A 15,990-nucleotide genomic window follows, 5' to 3' on the forward strand; every position below is an offset into this window, starting at 1 on the left:
TTTAGCTTTCCTCGATTACGTCGACGGGGAGTTCTTCGGTGGTAGTTGATGGATTCTTCTGGCCTCCGGTTGGCCGCATTAGCGCCACTGCCGCAACCACGGCTGCTGCAAAATAGACAACTGCGCTAGTCCACGCGAGGCCGAGGGCGTCTCCGAGAAGAATGCCAATCGGGTAACAAATGACAGCGATAACGGCGGAAATGAGCTCCACTCGGCCAATTCGACGGGGATTGTCGCTGCCGAGAATTTCACCGCACAGGTGTCGGTAGCAGCCGAGCACCACGGCCGCGATAGTCAGTGGCAGCACCAACTCCCGGGCAGGCTCAAACTCATGGCCGAATACCGGCACGATGAGGAAGTAGAGTGCCACACCACCGAGCGCACCAAGCGCGCCGTACGCTGCAGTGACTATGCCAAGGTGTCGGAGCACACGAGACGGGGTGAGTTCGCGACCCCTCTGGTCGCTGGTGCGCTGATCGGCGACCGATTGCGCGACCCAATACAGCGGCTCTGTCGCCGTAGCCACGACCACGAAAAGGCCTAACGACGCCGGTGAGGCCAGCGCCGGCAGTAAAACGCGCCCCAAGCGTGTCGTCGTCAGCGGTCCCAGGCCCGATGCGATGAATGGGGCATTTGTTCGAGCCGTCTCTACCACTCCGCCAACACGGGAATCGGTGTGTTTGCGTGACTTCGCTAGCGACCAGATTGCCAGGGGCAGCGCCGGGAAGATATAGGCCGCAGCCCACCAGCGCCAGTCCTCGACTCCTGCAAAATACAATGCAGTGCTAATCAGCAGTACTGAGCCCTGGAAACCGACGAATACTGCGACAAAGAAAGACACTCGATGGCGGCTGATAGCCATCGCACGAACCATGGAAAATGACACGGTAACCAAGGCGACAACGCCGGCCATTGCCGTCCACGGTCCGTAGACGACACCTGCGATGGCACAGGCAATCAGAGCGACCACAGTCATGGCGAAACCACTCGGAATGAGACCGTGGTCGTAATCATCGCGGCGCAGCAAAAGCCGATCGGCCCCAAAGCCGACGAAGGGCGCCACAATATAGGCGAACTGCAAAACGGTAGCGACCTCGCCTCGACCGGCGGGCCCCAGCACTCGCGCGGAAAGAATACTGACCACAAAAGCGACGATTGCGGCCAGCGCTGAAGCTGCCGAAATCGTCGCAACTGTTCGAACTCTTTGCGCCAGCTGCCCGGAGTTAGAGGAGCTGGTGATTGTCACGGTGGGGAGTCATCCTAACTATTTTGCCTTCGAGCTAGCGGTTGCAAGTGATTGTGCACCAGCGGGATACGCCGCAATACTGCTTTGCGCCCCACCGTGCTCTGCAAGCCAACGACGTGCAGCATCGTGATTATGTGTGCACGGGAGAATCCGCGAATTCAGCCGTTCCGGCTCAACACGTACCTCAGTAATCAGCGGATGACGATCACCAATCTTGGGAACCTCGCGGTCATCAACCAAGTCCTCGGAGATCTTCTCACCTTCGCGAAGACCCGTGTAGACAATCTCTACGTCTGCGTCATGGAGCCTGATAAGGTTCTCCGCCAGCTCAGCAATCTTGACCGGCTCACCCATCTCCAGCACCAGAGTCTCACCGGACTCTGCAATAACGGTAGCCTGCAGCACCAGCTGCGATGCCTCCGGAATGGTCATGAAGTAGCGCTGAACGTCAGGGTGCGTCACCGTAACCGGGCCGCCCTCTTCAATCTGACGCTGGAAAGTCGTAATGACCGAGCCACGCGAGCCAAACACGTTACCGAAGCGGACAGATGCCCAGACACCTTCGTGAGTTTGCCCCATGTGCGCAGTCAGACGTTCTGCGGCGCGCTTGGATTCACCCAGAATCGAGGCTGGGTTCGCAGCCTTTTCGTGGAAATATTAATAACGGTTGAAACATTGGCCGCAGCGGCTGCATCCAGGACGTTCTGGGTTCCGATGACATTGGTTTGCACTGCTTCTGCAGGGTAGCTCTCCAGCAGCGGCAGGTGCTTGAGAGCTGCAGCATGGTAGACAACATCGGGCTTGCGCTCGGTGAAGATCTGCGTCAGCATTTCCGCGTCACGGATATCAGCCAAGACGGTATCGGAGCCGTCGAGAAGCGCCGAACCCGTCAGCGACAGCTGAGTGGCATGCAAGCCGCCCTCATCGCGATCCAGCATGATAATTTCTGCCGGCTCAAAGCGGTGAACCTGTCGGCAGATCTCGGAACCGATAGAACCGCCAGCGCCTGTGACCAGCACCTTCTTACCGCGGATTATCGAAGCGACCTTGGATTCATCCAGGTGCAGCGGCTGGCGGCCGATGAGGTCGGCGATGTTAATTTCGCGCACCTGCGAGGTAGCGACAGCGCCACGGTGGCGCGAGTACTCCTCCACCGGCGGCAGAATAAGCAGGCGCAGGGACGATTCCTCACAAATGTGGTTGAGGACATTGATGCACTCAGTGGACAGTGGCTCATTAGTCGCAATGATGACCGACTGCGCCGAAGTGCGCGATGCGACTTCGCCCAACTGATCAATGCCACGAATCACGCGGAGACCATGGATACGAGAAATATGGTTCTCACCGCTTTCTTCGGGATCGACGATTCCAACCAAGTGGAAGCGGTTCTCACGGGAAATACCGGAATCCGTAAGGCTGTTAATAAAAAACTTGGCTCGACGGCCTGCACCGAGAACAATCAAGCGATCATCCGTCTGGCGGGTGCCAAAGTTATCGGTAATCCAGCGAGCGAGAGTTCGGGTATAGATACTTGCCAAAGTTGCGACACAGCCACCGGCGAACGGAACGTACCACGCAATTTCCGGGAAGGTCTTCAGAATTTGAGCCAAACCAGTGGCTGCGGTAGCGCCCCCCATGCTGATGCTCAGCAGAACAATATCTTCAGTTCGACTGCCGGGCCATACGCGTTGCGGGTTGGTGTACTCCCCGAGCAGCAGGCCAAGCAGGACGATGACTACCACGGCGACAGCGACAACCAAAAAATTAGTGCCTGATATTTCAGAGAAAGATACCAATTCACCGCGGACGATTCCATTAGCGGCGGACAGCGCAACCAGCCAGGCGAGTACATCAAATACACACCAGGCGAGCTGCTTCCAGTCTCGGATAAACATTCTTATGCCTTTTATTGCTGGTTAAATTTTCCTACGCACAATGCGTTCCACAGGCTTGGCATACTATGCGATATGAACTACATTTACAGCCCTCTACTCCAATGGGCTACCCCATCGTTCGGGTAGCCAAAAAGCCACCCTTTCCACCCGTCATCCTCCCTGGTAAAACAATGTTTCGCCAACTATTTACCGAAGCTTCAATCTGTTTACATTCATATAACTAGCTGTACAAACTAACTTCTAACGTAACCACTTCCCGACGATTCCAATTAATGCAAAATCGCCTCTTTATTGAGATGCTTATTCACGGAAGTATTTGCGTGAATACTCAAACAATCGTTTTTGACAAAAGGGTTACACTTTCTCCGTGAGCACATCATCAACGCGTCGGGCACGCGCTTTCATCATCCGGAAGCCCTTCCTTGCTGCATTGATTACTGCCGTTTCAGTTCTAACGGTGATGACGCTATTGCTTGCTACCCTGATGCTGATTCAAAACCGGATGAGTCAGACACAGCAGACCACACAGTTCTGGCAGGCCTACAAAAACGGCGAAGACCTGCCCAAATAAAAGCACTCTTACATGCACCCCTATTAAATGCGCAACCAGTATGCGTATTATTGATATATGTCGTCGCCCGCCACACCAGAGCCCCAAGCCCCCACAACCAAACCCCCTTCTAAACCTGGCAAGAGTCACCGCATGTCCTGGCATCGCAAGGCCGGTATGCCGGTGCGCTGGTGGTTCGCTGCCATCATTGTGGCCGCATTAGTCCACCCATTTGTCACCGATGGGCGCTGGCTGTTGGTGCACCTCTTTACCCTCGGCGCCGTCACTAACTCCATCCTTATCTGGGGCCGCCACTTCACCGAGAAACTACTGAAAATCGATGTGCCCGATGGCAATCGGCACATTCAGTTAGCAAACATTTACCTGCTCAACGCGGGCATTGTCGCAACGGTCGTCGGCAAGCTGGGCGATTGGTGGCCAGTGACCACGGCCGGCGCGGCGGTCGTCGGCGTCGCCGTCGCATGGCATGCGATTTCCCTCGGACGCGACCTGGTAGCGAAACGCGATCGACCATTCGCCATCTCCGTTGCGTACTACGTCGCGTCGGCATGCCTACTGCCGATCGGCGCCACGCTCGGCGCCATCCTCGCATCTCCGAAGGGCGAAGCGCTTCACGACGACCTCCTACTGGCACATGAAGCCATCAACCTTATTGGCTTCCTCGGGCTCGCGGCCTGCGGCACGCTCATCACCATGTTCCCAGCGCTGTGGCGAACCCAGATGTCGCCGCATTCCCGCCCGAAGCTGGCACTAGCAGTACAGCTCATAGGTATCGCGACTACCACAATCGGTGCACTGACCAGCTTCAACTGGTTCGCCTCCGTCGGCCTTGGCATCATCACTATCGGCTGGGTTATAGCCGCCATTCCGTGGGCGCACAACGTCATGACTGTCGCTAAAGACCCCCGCGACCGCCTCAGCTACCCGGCGCTGTCTGTTGCGGCTGCGGCCGTCTGGCTGATCGGCACACTCACAGTTGCCACAGTCAAGGCGCTTGACGGCAGCTTCGTAATCTCATCCCTTACGCTGCCGCTGGTAATCGGTTTCGGCGCACAATTGCTTATCGGCATGATGAGCCAACTCTTGCCCGCCACCATCGGCGGAGGTGCTGGCCCAGTCTCTGCCGGTATGAAGGAACTTGACCGCGCGGGCGCATTCCGCTGGTCGATCATCAATATTGGTCTGGCACTGTGGCTAATGCCGCTGCCTTCCTGGGCCAAAGTGGCGGTCTCCGCAATGGTCTCCCTTGCCTTGGTGTCTTATCTGCCACTTGTCGGTCGTGCCGCGAAGGCTCAGATTGGTGCGCTGAAAGAAAGTCAGAAGGCACGGGCCAACAAAGAAGCAACGCCGAAGCCGGTCGAACTGCACGCAACTGCACGTCGACTCGGTGCTCAAACTACCGCCGCTCTGGCTGTATTGGGTCTGGTAGTGACTATTGGTGTTGCGCTGAGCGGTGGCGGCGGAACGGGCAGCATTGAAACCACCGGCGATATCGCACCCACCGGCGAGACCGTCGAGGTCACGGTTACCGCCAACGATATGACGTACACCCCAAACATCATCGAGGTCAACCCCGGTGACCGCCTGGTCATCACCATGGTCAACGCTGATTCCCAGGTCCACGATCTGCGCTTGGCCACCGGCGAGGACACCGGACGTGTCGCCCCTGGCAACTCCGCCACCATTGAAGTGCCGGTTGTTCCCGGTGACATTGACGGCTGGTGCACCATTGCTGGTCACCGCCAGATGGGCATGACGCTCACGGTCAATACAGGTAGCACTGATCATTCACACCACACCGGACGTGGCAACCACGCTGACCATGCCACTCCCGGTGCGCTCGGGAATGTCGGCGAGCAACCCGGCCCAGACTCCCCTACCATTAATCCAATATTGGCGCCCGCCGAGGACACTACAGTCCACCACGTCACCCTGAGAGCCAGCGAGTTCACCGGCTACGCTGCCCCTGGCGTCGAGCAGCAGCATTGGGTATTCAACGGCAAACCGCTGGGGCCAACCCTGCGCGGCAAGGTGGGCGACGAGTTCGTCGTCACGCTCATTAACGATGGCACGATGAGTCACTCCATCGACTTCCACGCGGGCATTGTCTCGCCGGATGAGCCGATGCGAGACATTGCCCCTGGCGAGAAGCTTGAGTACCGCTTCCGCGCCGACCGGGCGGGCATCTGGATGTACCACTGCGCAACCATGCCCATGTCCATGCACATCGCTGCCGGCATGCACGGTGCGGTCATCATTGACCCGCCGAGCCTCGCAGAAGTCGACCACGAAGTTCTTCTGGTGCAGTCCGAAAGCTACTGGGGCGAAGCCGGCCCCGATGCCGACAAGGTCATGGCCGAGGATCCGGATATCTACAAGTTCAACGGTTACCCCGACCAGTATCTCACCCACCCCATCCGCATTCGCGCAGGTGAGACGGTACGTTTCTGGTTACTGGCCGCAGGCCCCAACAAGGGCACGAGCTTCCACATCGTCGGTACGCAGTTCCATCGCGTGTACAAAGAGGGAACGCTTTTGCTTGACGACGGCGTGGGCGGCGCCCAAGCCCTTGACCTCGGTGCCGCGCAGGGTGGTTATGTTGAGGCCGAATTCCCGGAGCCGGGCACGTACCGCTTTGTTGACCACCAGATGGTGCATGCCGAAATGGGAGCACGCGGCGACATAGTGGTGAACTAAACCAGGGTTTACAACTTAATTGGAGCGTCTTCTGGCTCCACCGCGCGAGGCAAGTTGGACTCGCCCATCAGGTACTGGTCCACGGCCTCGGCGCAGGCGCGGCCTTCGGCGATAGCCCACACGATTAGGCTGGCACCACGGCCATTGTCACCGGCCACGAACACCGGACCGTCGAAGTTCTGCTCGATGTCGCTGCGCACGGCGAGGTAGTCGTCGTCACGCATCATCACACCGCGATCGTTGAACTGAATCCCCAGCTCATGCGGCAGGCCCCCGCGCTCCGGGCCGGAGAAGCCCAGAGCAATGAGAACTAGGTCGGCATCGAGCTCGAAATCCGTGTCCTCCATGGGCACGCGCTTCCCATCGATGACCTCGACCTCGTTGGCGGACAGACCGGTCACGTGACCGTCCTCGCCGTGGAAGGAGACGGTGTTGACGTTGAAGACGCGCTTGCCCAGCGTCTCACCGGTGACGCGAGCGTTAAGGCCGAGCGCCTCGGTAACCTCTGGCGGCTCGGAACCGGTGATGGTGTACTCACCTTCTTCGTGGGCAGTAGCTACGCGCCAGACCAGCGGATACATCGGCCACGGAGTCGACGCCGCACGGGACTTCGGAGCCCGCGGACGGATATCGAACTGCGTGACGGACACCGCTCCCTGGCGCAGCGCGGTACCGAAGCAGTCAATGCCGGTGTCGCCACCACCGATGACGACAACCTTCTTGCCCTTGGCATCAATTGGCGGGGTGTCGAGCTCGCCTACGGCAACGCGGTTGGCGCCCGGCAAGTACTCCATAGCCTGGTGAATGCCCTCGAGGTCACGACCATCGACAGGTAGGTCACGGGCAAGTGACGCACCGGTAGCTAGAACAACCGCGTCGAATTCGGCCAGGTCAGCGGCGGTCGGTGAGACGTTGGTGCGGAACTCGGTGCCCTCAATCTCCATCTGCTCAAGGCGACGGTCGAGGAAGCGCTGCTCCATCTTGTAGTCCGGTACACCGTAGCGCATCAGACCACCAATCTTGTCGTCACGCTCGAAGACCGTGACATCATGCCCGGCGCGAGTCAGCTGCTGTGCTGCAGCAAGGCCCGCCGGACCGGAGCCGATAACAGCGATGTGCTGACCGGTGTCGAAAGTCGGCACAATCGGCTGCACCCAGCCCTCATCGAAGCCGCGTTCAACGATGGCCAGCTCAATACTCTTAATGGTCACCGCATCGTCGTTGATGCCGAGCACACAACCGCCCTCGCACGGAGCCGGACACAGGCGACCGGTCCACTCGGGAAAGTTATTGGTGGCGTGCAAGCGCTCGAAAGCCTCGTGCCAGCGGTTCTGACGAACCAGGTCATTCCACTCCGGAATGATGTTGCCCAGCGGGCAGGCCGAGTGACAAAACGGCACGCCGCAGTCCATGCAGCGAGAAGCCTGCTGCTGCAGCTGCCCCTTGTCCTGCTCCTCATAGACCTCTTTCCAGTCCATCAGACGCAGCGGAACCGGACGATGAGCAGGCTCTTCGCGCTGGAATTTCATGAAACCCTTCGGATCAGCCATTGCTTACTGCCTCCATGATTGCCTCGTTGATGTCAGCGTCGTTGTCCTTTGCCTTCGCGACTACGTCGAGAATTCGGGCGTAATCACGCGGCATGATCTTGATGAACTGTGCAGCCGGGAACCGAGTCTTGGAACCCGTGAGCTTGCGGTGCTTCGACAGCGTGGCCTCCAGCCAGCTGATGTCCTCATCACCCAGCGGCACGATGTCGATCAGCTCGGTGTTGATGTTCGCCCGCGTCGCCTCGTTATCCAGCAGATAGGCGATACCGCCACTCATACCGGCGCCGAAGTTGTGACCGACCGGACCCGCCACTACGACGCGGCCACCGGTCATGTACTCACAACCGTGGTTACCGATGCCCTCGACCACGGCCGTAGCACCGGAGTTACGCACGCAGAAGCGCTCACCGACAGTGCCGCGGACGAAGATCTCACCACTGGTGGCACCGAAACCAATGACGTTGCCGGCAATGGTGTCGGTAGCCACATCCGCGGTCGGCGGAGCCGAACGTGAAGGTCGGACCACAATCTTGCCGCCGCACAGTCCCTTGCCGACGAAGTCGTTAGCATCGCCCTCCAGCTTGATAGTCACACCGGCCGGCAGGAACGCGCCCAGCGAGTTACCGGCGGAACCGAGCAGGTTGACGACGATGGAGTCGTCGGCAAGCCCATGCTTACCTGCGACTTTGGTGACTTCGTACCCGAGCCGCGTGCCCACGGAACGGTTCACATTGCTGATGGCGTGGTGCAGCGCCACTGGCGTCGGCGCCAACCCATTCGCGCGCGCCGTGCGCAGTGCGGGCTGCGCTTCGTCGATGAGGCGCTCGTCCAACGCACCCTCGAGCCCGTGGTCCTGCGCCGTCGTGCAGTAGGAATCCTGGTCCGCAAAGAAGGGGCTTTCGGCAACGTGCAGGATTCGCTCCAGGTCAAGCTTTGCGACGCGCGGAAGGTTGTCGAGATCCTTGCGCGGACGCAGGCACTCGGCATGCCCGACCGCTTCATCGATGGTGCGGAAACCCAGTTCAGCGAGGTATTCACGGACCTGCTGGGCGATAAAGGTGAAGAAGTTGACCACGTGCTCGGCACGGCCGGTGAACTTGCTCCGCAACTTCGGATTCTGGGTGGCAATACCGACTGGGCAGGTGTCCAGGTGGCAGACGCGCATCATGACGCAGCCCTCCACCACCAGCGGAGCGGTGGCGAAACCGAACTCCTCAGCGCCCAACAGCATCGCGACCACGACATCGCGACCGGTCTTGAGTTGACCGTCGCACTGCACGCGGATGCGGTCGCGCAGCCCGTTGAGCATCAGGGTCTGCTGGGTTTCAGCGAGCCCCAGCTCCCACGGACCACCGGCGTGCTTGAGGCTGGTCAGCGGCGAGGCACCAGTGCCGCCATCGTGGCCGGAGATCAACACGACGTCGGCATGCGCCTTCGACACACCAGCGGCGACAGTACCCACACCCTGCTCGGAGACGAGCTTCACGTGAATGCGGGCGCGCGGATTGGCGTTCTTGAGGTCGTAAATGAGCTGCGCCAAATCCTCGATCGAGTAGATGTCGTGGTGCGGCGGCGGCGAAATCAGGCCCACGCCCGGGGTGGTGATGCGGACTTCCGCAATCCACGGGTAGACCTTGTTCGGTGGCAGCTGGCCACCTTCGCCGGGCTTTGCGCCTTGGGCCATCTTAATCTGGATGTCGGTGCAGTTGGACAGGTAGTGGCTGGTCACGCCGAAGCGACCCGATGCGACCTGCTTGATGGCAGAGCGCTTCCAGTCGCCGTTGGCCTCCATCTCGAAGCGGTCCGGGTCCTCGCCGCCCTCGCCGGAGTTGGACATGCCACCCAGGCGATTCATGGCAATAGCCAGCGTCTCGTGCGCCTCCGCGGAGATGGAACCGTAGCTCATCGCGCCGGTGGAGAAACGCTTGACGATGCTGGAGACCGGTTCAACCTCTCCAATGTCGATCGGCTCGCGATCCGAGACGAACTCGAGCATGCCGCGCAGAGTTGCCAGCTGCTTGGTCTGCTCATCGACCTTGTTGGTGTAATCTCGGAAGACCGCGTACTGACCAGTGCGGGTCGCATGCTGCAGCGTGTAGATGGTCTCCGGGTTGAATAGGTGGTACTCGCCTTCGCGGCGCCACTTGTACTCGCCGCCGAGATCCAGCTCGCGGTGTGCTTGCTCTTCCGGACGCGGCAGAAATGCGCTGCGGTGGCGAGCGGCAACATCTTCTGCGACCTCGTCGAGGCCAATGCCCTCCAGCGGAGAAACAGCGCCGGTGAAGTACTCGTCCAGGAACTCCTGCGACAGACCGACGGTGTCGGCCAGCTGTGCGCCACGGTAGGACTGCAGTGAGGCGATACCCATCTTGGACATGACCTTCAGCACGCCCTTGGAGGCGGCCTTACAGTAGTTCGAGCAGGCCTGATCCAGCGTCAGATCACCGAGCTGGTCCTTCATGCGCAGCTCATCGATGGTTTCGAAAGCCATGTATGGGTTAATGGCATCGGCACCAAAGCCCAGCAGCATGGCCATGTGGTGCACCTCGCGGGCGTCGCCAGCCTCAATGATGAGGCTGGCACGCGTCCGAGTGCGTTCCTCCACCAGGTGGTGGTGGACCGCAGAGGTCAGCAGCAGCGAGGGGATCGGCGCAAAGCGCTCGTTGGACTCACGGTCAGACAGCACAATCAGTCGGGCACCACGGTCAATGGCTTCAGAGACCTCACGGCGGACACGACGAATAGCGTTGCGCAGGCCACGGCCACCGCGGGCGACCGGGTACAGGCCGGAGATGACCTCGGCGCGGAACTCGGAGTACTCCTCGTTCTTGCCCGCCTGACACAGGGTGACAAAGTCGTGGTTGTCCAGGATTGGATGCTCTAGCCGGATACGACGGGCGGCATCGGCAGTGGGCTCCAAGATGTTGGTCTCTGCCCCCAGCAACGTATTCATGCTGGTGATGGACTTTTCGCGCAGCGAGTCCAGCGGCGGGTTGGTCACCTGTGCAAACCGCTGCGAGAAGAAGTCGAACAGCATGCGAGGTCGGTTGGACAGCGCCGCAATCGGCGTGTCCGAGCCCATCGAACCCAGGCCCTCCGCGCCGGTGAGTGCCATCGGGCGGATGATTAGGTCAACGTCTTCTTCGGTGATGCCGAAGACGCGCTGTCGTAACACCGCGCGGGCATGCGGCATGTACTGGTAGCGCTCTCGTGGCAAATCGGCGATGTCGACCAGGCCTTCTTTGATCCATTCCTCGTAGGGCCCAGTGGCGGCCAGCGTGGACTTAATCTCCTTGTCCTCAATAATGCGACCGGCCTTCATGTCCACCAGGAACATACGCCCCGGCTGTACGCGCGTGCGCTGCACAATCTGCTCCGGCGGGATATCCAAGACACCAGCTTCGGAGGCCATCACCACCAGGCCCTCGTCAGTCACCCAAATGCGTCCCGGCCGCAGGCCATTGCGATCCAAGGTGGCACCGATGACCTGGCCGTCGGTAAAGCAGATAGCGGCGGGGCCGTCCCACGGCTCCATCAGGCAGGCGTGGTACTCGTAGAACGCGCGAACCTGCGGGCTGAGGTTGTCATCGTGCTCCCAGGCCTGCGGAACCATCATCATGACCGCATGCGGGAGACTGCGACCACCGAGATGCAGGAGCTCCAGGGCCTCGTCGAAACGCGCAGTGTCAGAACCGTTGGGGTCGCACACCGGCAGCGCGCGGTCGATATTGCCCAGCTTGCCAGAGCGAATCAGCGACTCGCGGGCGCGCATCCAGTTTTCGTTGCCGCGCACGGTGTTGATCTCACCATTGTGAGCGACGTAGCGGTACGGGTGTGCCAGCGGCCAGGACGGGAAAGTGTTCGTGGAAAAGCGCGAGTGCACGATGGCCAGCGCGGAAGTAACTTCCTTCTGCTGCAGGTCAAGATAGAAATCCTTCAGCTGCGGGGTAGTGAGCATACCCTTGTAGACAATTGTGCGGCTGGACAGCGACGGGAAGTACACGGTGTCGCCGCCAGAGCCCTCGCCGGCGCCCCGTTCGCCCAGCTCACGCTCGCAGCGCTTACGCAGGAAGAACATCTTGCGGTCGAGATCAATATCGCTGAGCTGGCGCCCCTCGTAGTTCTTCGCGGTAACGAAGAGCTGACGGAGCACTGGCATAGCCTGACGGGCCATCTGGCCGAGCCCTTCAGCGTCGATCGGTACATCGCGCCATGCCAGGATCTCGATGCCCTCTTCAGCGCAGGTGTCTTCAATAGCCCGAATGGCATCGAGAGTGGCCATCCGCGCCTGCGGCAGGAAGGCGATACCAGTGGCGTAGGTTCCCGCCGGCGGCAAAATAACGCCTTCCTTGCTCAGCTCAGCACGGTAGTAGGCATCCGGAACCTGAATGAGAATGCCGGCACCGTCGCCGGTGGTCTTCTCTGCACCGGCGGCACCGCGGTGGTCGAGATTGACCAGTGCCTGAATGCCCTTTTCCACAATGTCATGGGTCTGGCGACCGTAAATGTCGGCAACAAAGGCCACGCCACACGCATCGTGTTCGTTCGACGGGTGGTAGAGACCTTCCCTCTGAGGACCACGAGGCAATGTGGCCGCTGTTTCGATCAGAGTCATGGCTGTCTTAGCTGTCATGGCTGTTTTCCCCTTGTAGGTGCAATGTGCCAATTGGGGGACACGGGTTATCTATATTTCCAACTGTTTTAACAATGCACTTTCATCTAGGCGTATTGCAATACGTATTTAGGGAATTAACTGTATTTGCCCACCCCCGAAGGAGCTAGACCAGCCTGCCAGCCCGAATAAAACCGGGCTTTTACTACCCGTTTTAATCTCATAACCCCCTAATCGAGCTACCACCCCCACTATCCACGCACAGTTGTTCGATTCTTTAGCAAATCCCCTCCATACCCAATCCCCTCCTACCGCTATGGTTAGCTCCATGCTCGCCAACCGTCGTTTCCGCTCGCCATTACAGGGCCTCGCCCTCCTTATCGGCGCAGCGACAATCCTCAGCGGCTGCACGGATCCCATAGACCCCACTCCAGAGAGCCAGTCGCATAGCCCGGCCCCGGCACCCGCTTTTACGCCCGAGCCAGCGGAACCCGCGCCCGAGATTCCTGAAGCGCCCCACACCCCAGACTCCCCCGGCACCCCAGCGCCCGGCACATCGCCTATCGACGGCATCCGTAGCGCCCTCAACCAGCTGGAGATAAAAGGGCGCGCACCGAAAACCGGCTATGCGCGCGACGAATTCGGGCAACGTTGGAGCGATGACATCTCTGCCGAGTTTGGCCACAACGGATGTGACACGCGGAACGACATTTTGAATCGTGACCTTATTAATAAGGAGTACAAACCAAATACCCGCGATTGCGTCGTACTTTCGGGGCAACTACTGGATCCCTACACTGGCACGATGATTGAGTTTCAGCGCGGCCGCGACACCTCTTCCGCCGTGCAAATCGACCATGTTGTGGCCTTGAGCGACGCCTGGCAAAAGGGAGCACAGCAGCTCTCACCTGAGGTTCGGCAGGACTTTGCCAATGACCCCCTCAACCTCTTGGCCGTCGATGGTCCCGCTAATCAGCAAAAGCGAGATAGCGATGCCGCATCCTGGGTACCCGCCAACAAACCATTTCGCTGCCAGTATGTCGCTCGCCAGGTGGCGGTAAAACAGAAATACAACCTGTGGGTCACGCAGGCGGAGTCCGATGCCATCGACCGTTGGCTCTCCACCTGCACACCAGAGGATGAGCCCGCGCTTGCCGCTCTAACCCTGAATTAGGGCAACCGTTTCCGACACACACCGACACCACACTTCTAGGCTCAAGCCGGCGAATATGTCACCTATTTAGCTACGCGCTCGCAACCCCCGCCCCTCCTAGTCGCGAACGTTTCTGTTTTTCTGAAGAATCCTAGCCCCTAATTTCTGGGGGCGACCGCCATTCACTCACGGTCCACTCCCCTCAAACAAACCAACCGAAAACCCCTGGGTTCATAGAGTTATATAGGTCAATATCGGAATTGATATCGTTACCACAGTGTTATCATTTCGTTACGTTTGCCACTTTCCATCGGTTTATAACCGTTTGATAACACTGTATCCTCGAGTCCGTTCGCGAAAAAGGTATCCGTCATAAAGCACTGTGCACACTACTTGCACATCTTTCACATTTCTTCGTCGAAACTACTTTTTGACGCGGCACAGGTTTGTTAAAGTCTGGTTGTTACAAAATCGCACTATCGTGGTTGATGGTGTCAATGTGACTGGAGAGTCGCTTGGCGCTATTAGTCGCTTGTCCATCATCTTGGAGGATTCTCACCCATGGCAGCTGAAATGAAGGCTCCGGAAGTACCACTTGGGCTCCAAATCAAGGCTTTTGCCCAGTCGATTCCACCACTCCTGCGTACCGGCGCCCTGTACATGACTCCGAAGACGGCGCCGAAGATCCTCGATTACCTGCGTCGCTTGAAGTTCTCCGTCGCCAGCCTTATTTCCATGAGTGCGCTGCGCTACCCGGATCGCCTCGCCCTTGTCGACGATGACGGTGAACTCACCTATTCTCAGCTGCTCGACAACTCTCACGCCCTGGCTCGCGCCTTGATAGACCGCGGCATGACCCAGAAGTCCAGCTTCGGCGTTATCGCACGTAACGGCCGCGGCATCATCCTGCCGATGGCCATCAAGGGATTCATCGGCTCCGAAATTATGCTGATGAATATCGGCTCTGGCCCGACTCAGATCCGCGGCGTCGTTGACCAGAATAAGGCCAAGTTCCTGTTCGTCGATGACGAGTTCCTGGGCAATCTGCCGGAAGACCTCGACGATGTCACCGTCGTTATTACCTCCGTGACCAAGCCGGAGACCCGCAAGAACGCAGGCAAGAACTTCCTGTTCATGGAAGACCTCATTGAAGAAGGTCGTACATCGAACGCCAAGTTAGATCCGAAGCCGGAGCAGGGACGCATCATCATCATGTCCTCCGGCACGACCGGCATCCCGAAGGGTGTCCTGCGCAATGAGCCGAAGACACCGGCAACTGTGGGTGCAATCGCCGAGCGTATTCCGTGGCGCCGCAACATGGTCATTCACCAGTCCGCATCCATGTTCCACGCCTGGGGCTGGGCAAATGTGCTGATTGGCATGGCTACCGGCTCCACCATTGTCACCATGCGTGTCTTCGACCCGAAGAAGGCTGTTGACCAGTGTGAGCAGTACGGCTGTAACGGCATGATTTCCGCGGCCTTCTTCCTGCGCCAGATTAAGGACGTTCTGGATGAGGAGCCGAACCGCAAGATTGGACCGTTCCGCTTCATCGTCTCCTCTGGTAACGCCATCCCGGGCTGGCTCGTCTCCGCGCTGACTCACCGCTTCGGTCCGGTTATCTGTAACTTCTACGGCTCCACCGAGGCCGGCCTGTGCTCCATCGCATCCGGCGCGGACCTCGCAGCTCGCCCGGACTCCGCAGGTCGACCGGCAATTGGCGCCAAGGTTCGCATCCTGGGTGACGACGGCAAGGAAGTCGAGCCGGGCGAGGTTGGCATGATCCACACCGCTCAGGAGCTCTCCTTCATCGGTTACCTGAACAAGAAGGACAAGTTCACCACCGTCGATGGCCTGTTCCAGATCGGTGACCTCGGCCGTATCGACCAGGACGGCTACCTGTACATCTGTGGTCGCTCCGACGACATGGTGATCAAGGGCGGCGAGAACGTCTTCCCACGCGAGGTCGAAGAAATTCTCGGCCCGGTGCCGGGCATCGCCGACGTCTTCTGCCACGGCAGCAACGAAAACGACGAGATTTTCGCTGACCTGTTCCTCTACGTTGTCCGCGAGGACAATGAGGCCGGCAAGAACCTCACCGAGGACATGCTGCGCGAGTACGTCCGCGAAACTCTGGCCGAGCACTCCACTCCGGACCGCGTCTTCTTCGTCGACTCCCTGCCGCGCAACGCCATCGGCAAGGTTGTCCCGCGCGAAGTCAAGGCAATGCACGAGCGCCTGAACCTGGACGCTCAGTAAGAAGCCT

The 15,990-nt window shown here is 59.3% G+C and carries 7 protein-coding genes and 1 pseudogene; 4 read left to right on the plus strand and 4 right to left on the minus strand.

Translation table 11 applies throughout. The annotated features are described in order from the left end of the window. Position 1: 1 nt before the first annotated feature. Positions 2–1,246, minus strand: coding sequence for a lipopolysaccharide biosynthesis protein (locus tag I6J19_RS02605; RefSeq protein ID WP_038627211.1), 1,245 nt, complete (start codon positions 1,244–1,246; stop codon positions 2–4). Positions 1,247–1,264: 18 nt separating this feature from the next. Continuing rightward, positions 1,265–3,141: pseudogene (locus I6J19_RS02610) on the minus strand (polysaccharide biosynthesis protein). Between the two features lie 367 nt (positions 3,142–3,508). On the opposite strand from I6J19_RS02610, the gene I6J19_RS02615 reads away from it, so the two are divergent. Next, positions 3,509–3,712, plus strand: a complete 204-nt coding sequence (locus I6J19_RS02615) for a hypothetical protein (protein ID WP_038627209.1) — start codon at positions 3,509–3,511, stop codon at positions 3,710–3,712. 132 nt (positions 3,713–3,844) lie between these two features. After that, positions 3,845–6,409, plus strand: a complete 2,565-nt coding sequence (locus tag I6J19_RS02620; RefSeq protein WP_038627207.1) for a multicopper oxidase domain-containing protein — start codon at positions 3,845–3,847, stop codon at positions 6,407–6,409. 8 nt (positions 6,410–6,417) lie between these two features. Here I6J19_RS02620 and I6J19_RS02625 read toward each other — a convergent pair whose 3' ends face one another. Both I6J19_RS02625 and gltB read right to left on the minus strand, forming a co-directional pair. Further along, positions 6,418–7,959, minus strand: coding sequence for a glutamate synthase subunit beta (locus I6J19_RS02625; RefSeq protein WP_038627205.1), 1,542 nt, complete (start codon positions 7,957–7,959; stop codon positions 6,418–6,420). After that, complete coding sequence (gltB, locus tag I6J19_RS02630; RefSeq protein WP_052155625.1) at positions 7,952–12,574, minus strand: glutamate synthase large subunit; 4,623 nt, start codon at positions 12,572–12,574, stop codon at positions 7,952–7,954. Before gltB ends, I6J19_RS02625 begins: the two co-directional genes overlap by 8 nt. Positions 12,575–12,899: 325 nt before the next feature. Between gltB and I6J19_RS02635 the strand changes: the two genes are divergently transcribed. Then, a complete protein-coding gene (locus I6J19_RS02635) occupies positions 12,900–13,745 on the plus strand; it encodes an HNH endonuclease family protein (protein ID WP_235191220.1) in 846 nt (281 codons plus the stop codon). Positions 13,746–14,285: 540 nt separating this feature from the next. Beyond that, positions 14,286–15,983 carry an AMP-binding protein gene (locus tag I6J19_RS02640; RefSeq protein ID WP_038627201.1) on the plus strand — a complete coding sequence of 566 codons (1,698 nt, stop codon included), beginning with the start codon at positions 14,286–14,288 and terminating at the stop codon, positions 15,981–15,983. Positions 15,984–15,990 lie beyond the last annotated feature (7 nt).

The sequence above is a fragment of the Corynebacterium amycolatum genome, assembly GCF_016889425.1.
Classification (GTDB): domain Bacteria; phylum Actinomycetota; class Actinomycetes; order Mycobacteriales; family Mycobacteriaceae; genus Corynebacterium; species Corynebacterium amycolatum.